Origin of the sequence: Pseudomonas fluorescens (assembly GCF_902498195.1) — a bacterium.
Taxonomy (GTDB): Bacteria; Pseudomonadota; Gammaproteobacteria; order Pseudomonadales; family Pseudomonadaceae; genus Aquipseudomonas; species Aquipseudomonas fluorescens_BU.
In genome coordinates this window covers 142,164-154,244 of sequence record NZ_CABVIY010000005.1, presented here as the reverse complement: position 1 = coordinate 154,244, position 12,081 = coordinate 142,164, and the positions used below count along the sequence as shown (strand labels likewise).

The window sequence follows — 12,081 nt, the reverse complement described above, 5'->3', positions numbered from 1 at the left end:
GCTGTACTGCCTCCAGTAACCGGAGAAAGCGCCAAGGCCGCTGGATGGCATAAGTCTTGCGCGCTTTCGAATACGCTTAAGGCTCGCAGGAGGCACGCCGTGTCGATTCATGTCGCATTGCACCATGTCACGCATTACCGCTATGACCGCGCCGTCGAGCTCGGTCCGCAGATCGTTCGCCTGCGTCCGGCAGCCCACAGTCGCACGCGGATTCTGTCTTATGCGCTCAAGGTGTCGCCCGAGCAGCATTTCATCAACTGGCAACAAGACCCCCAGGGCAACTACTTGGCGCGGCTGGTGTTCCCGGAGAAAACCGATGAGCTGCGCATCGAGGTCGATCTGCTGGCGGAAATGGCGATCTTCAATCCCTTCGACTTTTTCCTCGAGCCCTACGCGGAAAAAATCCCCTTCGCCTATGCCGCGGACGAGCGCAAGGAGTTGGCGCCGTACCTCGAAACCCTGCCCCTGACACCAAAGTTCAAGGCGTACCTGGACGGTATCGACCGCACACCGCTGCCCGCCGTGGATTTCCTCGTCGCACTCAACCAGCGCCTGAGCGAAGACGTCGACTACCTGATCCGCATGGAACCGGGTGTACAAACCCCCGAATACACCCTCGAACACGCCTCCGGTTCGTGCCGCGATTCGGCCTGGTTGCTGGTGCAACTGCTGCGCAACCTCGGTTTGGCAGCGCGCTTCGTCTCGGGTTATCTGATCCAGTTAACCGCCGACGTGAAAAGTCTGGACGGCCCATCGGGCACAGAAGTGGACTTCACCGATCTGCATGCCTGGTGCGAAGTGTATTTGCCCGGTGCTGGCTGGATCGGCCTGGACGCGACCTCGGGGCTGTTTGCGGGTGAAGGGCATATTCCGTTGGCCTGTAGTCCCGATCCGTCCTCCGCGGCACCGATCAGTGGCCTGGTGGAGCCGTGTGAGTGCGAATTCAGCCATGAAATGTCCGTGGAGCGGATCTGGGAGGCGCCCAGGGTCACAAAGCCCTACACCGACGAGCAGTGGCTGGCGATCCAGACCCTGGGCCGGCAGATCGATGCCGACCTGCTCGAAGGCGACGTGCGCCTGACCATGGGCGGCGAGCCGACCTTCGTGTCCATCGATGACCCTGACGGCGCCGAATGGAATACCGCCGCACTGGGGCCTGACAAGCGTCGCCTGTCCGCCGAACTGTTCCAGCGCATGCGCAAACGCTACGCACCTCAGGGCCTGGTGCATTTCGGCCAGGGCAAGTGGTACCCCGGCGAGCAACTGCCGCGCTGGTCACTCAACTGCTATTGGCGCCGCGACGGCGTGCCGATCTGGCATAACAGCGCGTTGATCGCCGATGAGCAGCAGGACTACGGCGCCGATGGCGAGTTGGCCGGGCGTTTCCTGGCGAGTGTGGCCGAACGCCTGAAGATTCCGACACGCTTCGTGTTTGCGGCCTACGAAGATAATTTCTATTACCTCTGGCGCGAAGGCACGCTGCCGCAGAACGTCAGCGCCGAAGATTCACGTCTTGAAGAGCCGCTGGAGCGTGCGCGCCTGCGCAAAGTCTTCAGCCAGGGCCTGGACAAGGTCATTGGCCAGGTGCTGCCGCTGGCGCGCACCGCCAAGGGTGATCAATGGCAAAGCGGGCGTTGGTATCTGCGTGACGAGCATTGCCGGCTGGTGCCGGGGGATTCGCCACTGGGCTATCGCCTGCCGCTCGGCTCGCAGCCTTGGGTGAAGGCGGCGGAGTATCCGTTCATTCATCCCAACGATCCGAACCAGGAGTTCCCGCCGCTGCCCGACACGATGCGGCTCAATCGCCCGGATGCGCCCGCCGAAGCGGTTGACCGCGAGCCGAAGATCGACGAGTCCGCCGACTGGCTGACCCGAACCGCGTTCTGCGCCGAAGCCCGGGAAGGCCGGTTGTACCTGTTCATGCCGCCGCTGGAGCGGGTCGATGACTACCTGGAACTGGTGACGGCCATCGAAGCCACCGCACAGGAGCTGCATTGCCCGGTGCTGCTGGAAGGCTATGAACCACCCAGCGACCCACGCCTGAGCAACTTCCGCATCACCCCGGATCCGGGCGTGATCGAGGTCAACGTGCAGCCGTCCGCGACCTGGGATGAGTTGGTCGAACGCACCGAGTTTCTCTACGAAGAAGCGCGACAGACCCGACTGACCACCGAGAAATTCCTGATCGATGGCCGGCACACCGGCACCGGCGGCGGTAACCATTTCGTACTGGGTGGCGCGACACCGGCTGACTCACCGTTTCTGCGTCGCCCGGATTTACTGCGCAGCCTGATCAGCTACTGGCACAACCACCCGTCACTGTCCTACCTGTTCTCCGGACTTTTCATCGGCCCGACATCCCAGGCCCCTCGAATCGACGAGGCACGCAATGATTCCTTGTACGAACTGGAGATCGCCTTCGCACAGATGCCGCAACCGGGTGAAGCGTGCGCACCGTGGCTGGTCGACCGATTGCTGCGCAATCTGCTGATCGATGTCACCGGCAACACCCACCGCGCCGAGTTCTGCATCGACAAACTGTACTCGCCGGATGGCGCGACCGGGCGCTTGGGGTTGCTGGAGTTGCGCGCGTTTGAAATGCCGCCCCATGCGCGCATGAGCCTGGCCCAGCAGTTATTGCTGCGGGCATTGGTCGCCCGGTTCTGGCGCGAGCCTTACGCACCGCCAAAGCTGGCGCGCTGGGGCACGGAGTTGCACGACCGGTTCCTGTTGCCGCACTTCATCGAGCAGGATTTTGCCGACGTGATCGTTGATCTCAACGCCTCGGGTTATCCGGTGCGGGCCGAGTGGTTTGCGGCCCATCTGGAGTTCCGCTTTCCCAAGGTGGGCGATTACGCCGTCAGTGGTATCGCGCTGGAGCTGCGCCAGGCGCTGGAGCCGTGGCATGTGTTGGGTGAGGAGGGCGCGGTCGGGGGCACGGTGCGCTATGTGGATTCGTCCCTGGAGCGCTTGCAAGTCAAGCTCACCGGCTTGCCGCCCCAACGCTATCTGCTGACCTGCAATGGCATCCCGGTGCCGTTGCAACCCACTGGACGTGTAGGCGAATTCGTCGCGGGCGTGCGATTCCGTGCCTGGCAACCGGCGAATTGCCTGCAACCGACCATCCCGGTCCACGCGCCGCTGGTGTTCGACCTGCTCGACACCTGGATGGGTCGTTCGCTGGGCGGTTGTCAGTATCACGTCGCGCATCCGGGCGGGCGCAACTACGAGACCTTGCCGGTGAACGCCAATGAAGCCGAGAGCCGCCGCATGGCGCGTTTCTTCCGCATCGGACACACGCCGGGGAAACTGCCTGTACCGATTCTGGAAATCAACGACGAGTTGCCGATGACGCTCGATTTACGACGTTTCTAAACCGTACGCGACGCCCGGGTTTTTCGTCTATCCGGGCGTCATGAGCCTGCGTTAGTCTGACCGTTCATTGCTGTCTGCCGAGCTTTCCATGCCAGACCTGCTAGACCGCTACCCGCTGACAGCGGGCACTTATCACGAATTGCTCGACGACAGCGGGGCCGTGCGCCCGCACTGGCGCCGGTTGTTCGACCAATTGCAGCGCAGCACGCCGGCGCAACTGGTGCAGCGGCAGGCGCTGCTGACCCGGCAGATCCAGGAAAACGGCGTCACCTACAACGTCTACGCCGACCCCAAGGGCGCCGACCGGCCGTGGGAGCTGGACCTGCTGCCCCATGTGATTGCCGCCGATGAGTGGGAGCAGCTGTCTGCCGGCATCGCCCAGCGCGCGCGCTTGCTCAACGCCGTGCTGGCCGACCTGTACGGGCCGCAACGGCTGATCGCCGAAGGGTTGCTGCCGGCAGAGCTGGTGTTCGGCCACAACAACTTTCTTTGGCCCTGTCAGGGCATCAGCCCGCCTGACGGGGCTTTTCTGCATCTGTATGCCGTGGACCTGGCCCGCACCCCCGATGGCCGATGGTGGGTGACGGCGGACCGAACCCAAGCGCCGTCCGGTGCCGGCTATGCGCTGGAAAATCGCACCATCGTGTCCCGGGCGTTCCCCGAGTTGTATCGCGATTTGAAAGTGCAGCATCTGGCTGGTTTCTTCCGCACCCTCCAGGAAACCCTGGCCCGGCAGGCGCCCAGCGGTGAGGAGGTGCCCTTGGTGGTGCTGCTCACGCCGGGGCGTTTCAACGAAAGCTACTTCGAACACCTGTACCTCGCTCGCCAACTCGGCTATCCGCTGGTGGAGGGTGGCGACCTGACGGTGCGCGATGCCACGGTCTACCTGAAAACCCTGAGTGGCCTGCGCCGGGTTCACGCCATCATGCGCCGGCTCGACGACGATTTCTGCGATCCGCTGGAACTGCGCACCGACTCGGCGCTTGGCGTTCCGGGCTTGCTTGAAGCCGCGCGACAAGGGCGTGTCCTGGTGGCCAACGCCCTGGGCAGCGGGGTGCTGGAGTCGCCGGGATTGCTGGGCTTCCTGCCGAAAATCAGTCAGTTCCTGTTTGGTGAAGAGCTGATCCTGCCCTCCATTGCCACCTGGTGGTGTGGCGAAGCGCCGGTACTGGCCCAGGCCCTGGAGAAGTTACCGGAACTGTTGATCAAGCCGGCGTTCCCTTCCCAGAGCTTTTCACCGGTATTTGGCCGCGACTTGAGTGAAAAACAGCGCCAATCCCTTACAGAGCGCATGCAGGCGCGGCCTTATGCCTACGTTGCGCAAGAATTGGCGCAGTTGTCCCAGGCGCCTGTCTGGCAGGCCGAAGGCGGGCAGCTGCAACCCCGGGCCATTGGCATGCGCGTGTATGCGGTGGCCAGCCGCGATGGTTATCGGGTGTTGCCCGGCGGCTTGACCCGCGTGGCCGCCGAAGCCGATGCCGAAGTGGTGTCGATGCAGCGGGGCGGCGCCAGCAAGGACACCTGGGTGCTGGGTGATCGCCCGCCCAGCGGCGAACAATGGAAAGCCCAGCGCAACATTGGCGTGCACGATCTGGTGCGACGCGATCCCTATCTGCCGTCGCGGGTGGTGGAAAACCTGTTCTGGTTCGGTCGTTATTGCGAGCGTTGCGATGGCAGCGCGCGATTGCTGCGCATCATGCTGGCGCGCTATGTGGACGGTGATGACCCTCAGGCCCTGCAAGCGGCGGTCGAGCTTGGCGAACGGCTGATGCTGTTGCCCGATGAGGGCGAGCTGCCGGAGCGTCTGCTCGCGGCGATCCTGGGCGATGACTGGCCGTTCAGCCTGCGCTCCAACCTGCAACGGCTGCAATGGGCGGCCTCGCAGGTGCGCGGCAAGCTCTCCCGGGAAAACTGGCAGGCGCTGGTGGAGTTGCAGCGCGAAGCCATGGAGCTGGAAACCGATGAGCCGGATTTCGGCGAATTGCTGGATTTTCTCAACCGTCTGGTGATGTCCCTGGCGGCGTTGTCCGGTTTTGCCCTGGACGACATGACGCGTGACGAAGGCTGGCGCTTCCTGATGATCGGCCGGCGGATCGAGCGCCTGCAATTTCTCAGCGGCAGCCTGGCGGCGTTTCTGCGCGGCGCCGGGGCGTTCGATCAGGCCGGGCTCGAATGGCTGCTGGAACTGGGCAACAGCAGCATCACCTACCGCTCGCGTTACCTGGCGGTGGCGCAGTTGATCCCGGTGCTGGACCTGTTGCTGCTCGACGAGCAGAACCCGCACGCCGTGCTGTTCCAGTTGAAGCTGGTGACCCGCACGCTCAAGCGCTTGAACGACGACTTTGGTGCGCCGCGAGAAGTCGGGTTGCCCCTGTTGGTGGAGCGCCTGGCGGGTTTCGACCTGGGCTGCCTGGAAAACCCGCTGTTCGGCGAAACCAGCGTGCGTGCGGCGCTCGACGGATTGGCGGCTTTGCTGCAAGAGATTGCCGATGCCAGCGGGCAGGTGTCCGATCGCCTGGCGTTGCGCCATTTTGCCCATGTCGATGATGTCAGCCAGCGTACGGTGTCCGTCTGATGAGCGCTCGATACCAGATCTTCCACGACACCCATTATCACTACGACAGCCCGGTGTCCCTGGCCCAGCAACTGGCGCATCTGTGGCCGCGCCCTTGCGCCTGGCAATGCTGCACGGAACAGCAGTTGGAGATCAGTCCGGACCCGACGACCCGCCGCGATGAGCTGGATGTTTTCGGTAACCCGCTGACCCGGCTGGCGTTCGAGCGCCCTCATGATGAATTGCTGGTCAACGCCAGCCTCACGATCGAAGTGCTGCCCCGGCCTGCGCCGGACTTCAATCGCTCCCCCGCCTGGGAAGACACCCGCAACGCGCTGACCTACAGCAGCCAACCCCTTTCGCCCGAATTGCTCGAGGCTTGCCGTTACCGGTTTCAATCGCCCTATGTGCATCTGAAACGCAACTTCGTCGAGTTTTCAGAAAGCTGCTTTCCGGCGGGGCGACCGCTGCTGCTGGGCGTACAGGCGCTGATGGAGAAAATCTTCAGCGAGTTCACCTTCGATGCCGAGGCGACTCAAGTGGCGACGCCGCTGGTGGAGGTGCTGGAACGTCGGCGCGGCGTTTGCCAGGACTTCGCCCACCTGATGCTCGCGTGCGTGCGTTCCCGGGGCCTGGCTGCGCGCTACATCAGCGGCTACCTGTTGACCCAGCCGCCACCGGGCCAGCCACGACTGATCGGTGCGGATGCGTCCCATGCCTGGGTGTCGGTGTATTGCCCGGCGTCGGGTTGGGTCGACTTCGATCCGACCAACAACGTGCAGCCGGCCCTGGAGCACATCACCCTGGCCTGGGGCCGGGATTTTTCCGATGTGTCGCCGCTGCGCGGAGTGATTCTGGGGGGCGGCAATCACGACCCGGAAGTCCGCGTCACCGTGATGCCGTTGGATTAGTGACGATCCAATGTGGGAGCGGGCTTGCTCGCGAAAGCGGTTTGTCAGTCCACGATGTTGTCGACGGGGCCACCGCTTTCGCGAGCAAGCCCGCTCCACAGGGAACTGTAGTGGATTCGAGATTCGGGGTATTTCAGATTGACCTGTGAGGGCCGGCAGCAACGCTGCCAACCCTGGACACAGATCCGGTGGGCCTGATCCATTCATCCGGCCCGGAGGGTCTCAGGCGTCGGGCGCCTGGTCTTTCGGTGCTTCAACATCATCTTCTGCCGCGACTTCACCTTCTGCATCCGGGTTCAGTGCTGCTGCATCTTCTTCAGCCATCGCTTTCTTGCGCTGAAGCTTTTCCTCTTTCTTCTGCTCCTTGGCCAAGTCACGCTGACGTTTGGCGAAGGAATAATTGGGTTTAGCCATGGGCGATCCTCTGGGGTCGAAGGTGAGGTTGAGCGGCGCGTATTCTGCCCTGTATCGGTGCCAAGTCGTTAGTCGGGTTTTTGCTCGGCCCACTTGGGCAGTACGCTCGGTTGCCAGCTATCGAGGGCGTCGAGCAGCGTTTGTGGCGATTCGCTCACTTGCAGCATGTCACGGTGCGCCCCGCGAACGAAGCCTTCGCCGACGATGTGATCGAGAAAACCGGTGAGTTTGCTGTAGAAACCGTTCACTTCCAGCAAGCCCAACGGTTTGCCGTGGTAGCCCAGCTGGCCCCAGGTCCAGACTTCGAACAGCTCTTCCAGGGTGCCCAGGCCGCCAGGCAAGGCGATGAAGGCGTCGCTGAGCTCAGCCATCCGCGCCTTGCGCGCATGCATGCCGTCGACCACTTCCAGGCGGGTCAGGCCGCTGTGGCCGATTTCCTTGTCCTTGAGACTTTGCGGGATGATGCCGATCACTTCGCCACCGGCCGCCAGCGCGGCGTCGGCCACGATGCCCATCAGGCCCACGGCACCGCCGCCATAGACCAGGGTCAGCTTGCGTTCGGCCAGCGCCCGGCCGAGGGCCACGGCCGCTTCGCGATAAGCCGGGTTCGTGCCGGTACTGGCACCACAAAATACACATACGGATGCTAAAGACATGCCTTACTCCAGGGGCGATCAGGGCCACAGAGTAAAGGCAGGCGCGAAACGCTCCAAGGGCTAAACTTCCCCTCTGGGCGTTTCATGGGTGCCGCTGGCGCCACAGGCGTAGGCGGCAAGCAGGCTGCACAACAGGCTATTGAGGGACATGTCAGGCGCTCCGGTCGGTGATGTTGAACCGATCATAGGGCCGGGCCAGACGCTTGGCTGGTAGATTGTTTCGATCGATGTCATAGCCCGAAAGTTGTATACAATTTTTGATTCAGGTCATATGAACTTGCGAAGTTTTCAGGCAGTCTTCTGTCCATTCGCATTTTTTCACTAACCCTGCCTTGGAGATTCACCATGTTTGCCAAACTTGTTGCGGTATCCCTGTTGACACTGGCCAGCAGCCAACTGATGGCTGCAGAGTGCAAAGTCACTGTTGACTCCACCGATCAAATGTCCTTCAACACCAAGGCCATTGAAATCGACAAGAGCTGCAAGACCTTCACCGTCGAACTGACTCACTCCGGCAGCTTGCCGAAAAACGTCATGGGCCATAACTGGGTGCTGAGCAAAGAAGCCGACATGCAGCCAATCGCCACCGACGGCCTGAGCGCTGGCATCGACAAGGACTACCTGAAAGAGGGCGATGCCCGCATCATCGCGCACACCAAGATCATCGGCGCCAAGGAAACCGACTCGGTGACCTTCGATGTGTCGAAGCTGGATGCCAATGAAAAATACGGTTTCTTCTGCTCGTTCCCGGGCCACATCTCGATGATGAAAGGTACCGTTACTCTGAAGTAATCAGGCCCACCGCGTCATCGTCCTTCGCGAGCAAGCCCGCTCCCACAGGTACAGAGCTGCCCGTGTGGGAGCGGGCTTGCTCGCGAAGAGGCCGGTAGCATCGACACAATGTTCTGGCCAAAGAAAAGCCCGCTGAAGATCAACTCTTCGGCGGGCTTTTCTTTCATTCACACATCACGGCGCGAACGGCATCACACGCTTGTGATGGGTCTTGTTGTACGTATCGCAAATGATCCTGAACGCTTCCTCACGCACCGGGTTGCCATGCAGGAACGCGTCGATCTCGGCATAGGTCACGCCGTGGGACGCTTCGTCCGGCTTGCCCGGCGACAGGTCTTCGAGGTCGGCGGTCGGGACTTTTTCCACCAGCGATTCCGGCGCACCGAAGCTGCGGGCAAACGCCCGGACCTGGTTCTTCACCAGGCCGCTGAGCGGTGCCAGGTCGCAGGCGCCGTCACCGAACTTGGTGAAGAAACCCATCACCGCTTCCGCGGCGTGGTCGGTGCCGATCACCAGGCCGTGGGCCGCGCCGGCGATGGTGTACTGGGCGACCATGCGCATCCGCGCCTTGGTGTTGCCCAGCACGAAATCCACCGACACCGCGTGCTTGCCTTCAAACGCGGCGACTTCGTTGGCCAGGGCCTTGACCGCCGGGCCGATGTTCACGGTGTGGCGCTCGTCCGGGGCGATGAAATCCACCGAAGCCTGGGCGTCGTGTTCATCGAACTGGGTTTCGTACGGCAGGCGCACAGCGATGAACTTGTAGCTGCCGTCTCCCGTGCGCTGGCGCAGTTCGCGCATGGCACGCTGGGCCAGCAGGCCGGCGGTCAGGGAGTCGACACCGCCGCTGATGCCCAGCACCAGGGTCTTGAGCCCGGATTTGACCAGGCAGTCCTGAATGAAAGTAATCCTTCGGGCAACTTCCGCCTCGACGGCGGCCTCGTCGGCGAATGGCGGTTGGACATTGAGCTGTTCAGCAATCTCACGCTGTACGGCTTGCATGAATTCACTCCTTGCTAGATGCGCTTGAAAGGGCGGCAGGTACTTGGAAAACGTGTCGCAAATAAGCGACGAAATTCGGGTCTTTACAGTGCGTCTTGCCAGGCTCGTCGGAGATCTTCGCCACCGGCGCGCCGTTGCAGGCGGTCATTTTAAGCACGATGCTCATCGGTTCGACACCGGGAATATCACAGGTCAGGTTGGTGCCGATACCGAAGCTGACATTGATCCGACCCCGCAGCGCCCGGAATATCTCCAGGGCCTTGGGCAGTGTCAGGCTGTCGGAGAAGGTCAGCGTCTTGCTCATCGGGTCGATGCCGAGCTGGTGATAGTGGGCAATGGCCTTTTCCGCCCAGACCACCGGGTCGCCCGAGTCGTGGCGCAAGCCGTCGAACAGCTTGGCGAAAAACAGATCGAAATCGCCGAGGAAGGCATCCATGGTGATGCAATCGGTCAGGGCGATCCCCAGCAGGCCGCGGTACTCGCGAACCCAGCAATCGAGGGCGGCGATCTGGCTGTCGATCAGCCGCGGGCCGAGTTGCTGGTGGGCCATGATCCATTCGTGGGCCATGGTCCCCAGCGGTTTCATGTCCAGCTCCCGCGACAGGTGCACGTTGCTGGTGCCGACGAAGCGCCCGGGGAAATCGTGCTTGAGCACATTCACCACTTCTTCCTGCACGCGGTAGGAAAAGCGCCGGCGGGTGCCGAAATCGGCGACCTGCAATTCGGACAATTCGTCGCTGCCGGCGTTGGCGGTCAGCCAGTCGAACTTGCGGTAGAGCTGCTCCCGGGCCTGTTCCAGAACGATTTCCCGGTAGCGATAGCGGTTGCGCACTTCGCTGACGATCGCCAGCATCGGCACTTCAAACAGGATCACGTGCAGCCACGGACCTCGCAGGCGGATGAACAACTCACCATTTTCGATGCCCGTGTGGACGTAGCGCAGGTTGAAGCGAAACAGCCCGAGAAAGCGCAGGAAATCCGGCTTGAGGAAGCTGATGCGCTCCAGAAAACCCAACTGATCGGCGCTCAGGCTCAACTCGGCCAGGCGCTCGATCTGGAAGCGGATCTCGGCCAGGTACGGGCGCAAATCCTCACTGTTACGGCAACGAAACTCCCATTCGACTTCCACGTTCGGGTAGTTATGCAGCACCGCCTGCATCATCGTCAGTTTGTAGAAGTCGGTGTCGAGCAGGTTCTGCACGATGCGATCGGCAAACACACTCTCGCTCATAACGGGGGTTCTCCAGATTCAATAGAGATAGTGGCGCATATCGTTGTAGGAGCTGTCGAGTGAAACGAGGCTGCGATCTTTTGATTTTGATTTTTCAAGATCAAAAGATCGCAGCCTCGCTTCGCTCGACAGCTCCTACAGCTGCTCCAGCATCCACTTCACAAAGTCCCGTACCTTGGGCACTTCCGCCGAATGCTCCGGGTACGCCAGGTAATAGGCATCGGTGCTGGGCATCGCATGCTGCCAGGGAATGACCAGCTTGCCGTCCGCCAGTTCTTCTTCCACCAGAAACCGTGGCAGCAACGCCACACCGCAGCCCACTTGCGCGGCGCGGATGCACATGTAGAAGGTTTCGAAACGCGGGCCGTGGTAGCTGTGTTCGGTGTGGTAGCCCTGGCTGTCGAACCAGTCATGCCAGGCCTGGGGGCGGGAGGCGTTTTGCAGCAGGACCAGGTCGGTGAGTTGCGTCGGGTCGGTGAAGGGTTCGGCGGGCAGGCTGCCGGGGGCGCAGACTGCTACCAACTCCTCGCCGAACAGCTTCAGGCATTCGGTGCCGGGACGTGAACCCTGGCCGAAGTAGAACGCCAGATCGCTGCGACCTTGCAGCAGATCATCGGCTTCCTGCTCGCTGCACAGATCCAGATGAATCGACGGATGGCGCAGGCGCCATCCTTTGAGCCGTGGCACCAGCCAGCGCGCGCCGAAGGTCGGAGGGGTAGAGACGCGCAGGACCTCCGTTTCACCGCCGTAGGAACGCAGATAGTGGGTCGACATTTCGACCTGTGTGAGGATTTTTCGTACTTCGACCAGGTACAAATCGCCCGCCGGGGTCATTTGCAGGCGTCGGCGCACCCGGCGAAACAACAGATGCTGCAACAGCTCTTCGAGTTGCGCGACCTGCTTGCTGACGGCGCTCTGGGTCAGGTTCAGCTCTTCGGCGGCCCGGGTGAAGCTCAGATGCCGGGTCACGGCTTCGAAACACTGCAGGGCAGCGATCGATGGCAAATAGCGTTTGTTCAGCATGGGCGGTCCTTGTGCTTGTCTTTTTATTGCCAGCAATGCACAGCATGAATAAACGGAATGATATCTCTCTTAAAGGTCGTTTGTTGAGTAACCTGCGGGGAGCTAAAACTACAGGTCTGATCA

General features: G+C 61.9%; 9 protein-coding genes. 4 read left to right on the top strand and 5 right to left on the bottom strand.

Going from position 1 to position 12,081, the window contains the following annotated elements:
* The first annotated feature begins 99 nt into the window (after positions 1-99).
* The 3 genes from F8N66_RS19480 to F8N66_RS19470 all read left to right on the top strand — a co-directional run bounded on the left by F8N66_RS19480 (position 100) and on the right by F8N66_RS19470 (position 6,840).
* The gene (locus F8N66_RS19480; protein ID WP_150771749.1) at positions 100-3,375 is read left to right on the top strand and encodes a DUF2126 domain-containing protein; all 3,276 of its coding nucleotides are present in this window, start codon (positions 100-102) and stop codon (positions 3,373-3,375) included.
* A gap of 88 nt (positions 3,376-3,463) precedes the next feature.
* Positions 3,464-5,950 (top strand): circularly permuted type 2 ATP-grasp protein, encoded by a 2,487-nt coding sequence (locus F8N66_RS19475; RefSeq protein WP_150771748.1) that lies wholly within the window; start codon positions 3,464-3,466, stop codon positions 5,948-5,950.
* On the top strand, positions 5,950-6,840 hold the full coding sequence (locus tag F8N66_RS19470; protein WP_150771747.1) for a transglutaminase family protein: 891 nt from the start codon (positions 5,950-5,952) through the stop codon (positions 6,838-6,840). The genes F8N66_RS19475 and F8N66_RS19470 overlap by 1 nt, the downstream gene beginning before the upstream one ends.
* Before the next feature lie 222 nt (positions 6,841-7,062).
* Here the strand turns inward: F8N66_RS19470 and F8N66_RS19465 are convergent, their stop codons facing one another.
* Both F8N66_RS19465 and F8N66_RS19460 read right to left on the bottom strand, forming a co-directional pair.
* Positions 7,063-7,254, bottom strand: a complete 192-nt coding sequence (locus tag F8N66_RS19465; protein WP_150771746.1) for a hypothetical protein — start codon at positions 7,252-7,254, stop codon at positions 7,063-7,065.
* A gap of 68 nt (positions 7,255-7,322) precedes the next feature.
* Positions 7,323-7,910: a TIGR00730 family Rossman fold protein gene (locus F8N66_RS19460; RefSeq protein ID WP_150771745.1), complete on the bottom strand. Its 588-nt coding sequence runs from the start codon at positions 7,908-7,910 to the stop codon at positions 7,323-7,325.
* Positions 7,911-8,255: 345 nt separating this feature from the next.
* On the opposite strand from F8N66_RS19460, the gene azu reads away from it, so the two are divergent.
* Positions 8,256-8,702: an azurin gene (gene azu, locus F8N66_RS19455; RefSeq protein WP_150771744.1), complete on the top strand. Its 447-nt coding sequence runs from the start codon at positions 8,256-8,258 to the stop codon at positions 8,700-8,702.
* Between the two features lie 174 nt (positions 8,703-8,876).
* Here azu and nadE read toward each other — a convergent pair whose 3' ends face one another.
* The 3 genes from nadE to F8N66_RS19440 form a co-directional block, all read right to left on the bottom strand.
* A complete protein-coding gene (gene nadE, locus F8N66_RS19450) occupies positions 8,877-9,704 on the bottom strand; it encodes an ammonia-dependent NAD(+) synthetase (protein WP_150771743.1) in 828 nt (275 codons plus the stop codon).
* A 4-nt stretch (positions 9,705-9,708) separates the two neighbouring features.
* Positions 9,709-10,935: a nicotinate phosphoribosyltransferase gene (gene pncB / locus F8N66_RS19445; RefSeq protein ID WP_150771742.1), complete on the bottom strand. Its 1,227-nt coding sequence runs from the start codon at positions 10,933-10,935 to the stop codon at positions 9,709-9,711.
* Positions 10,936-11,070: 135 nt separating this feature from the next.
* A complete protein-coding gene (locus F8N66_RS19440; protein WP_150771741.1) occupies positions 11,071-11,958 on the bottom strand; it encodes a LysR family transcriptional regulator in 888 nt (295 codons plus the stop codon).
* Between the last annotated feature and the right edge of the window lie 123 nt (positions 11,959-12,081).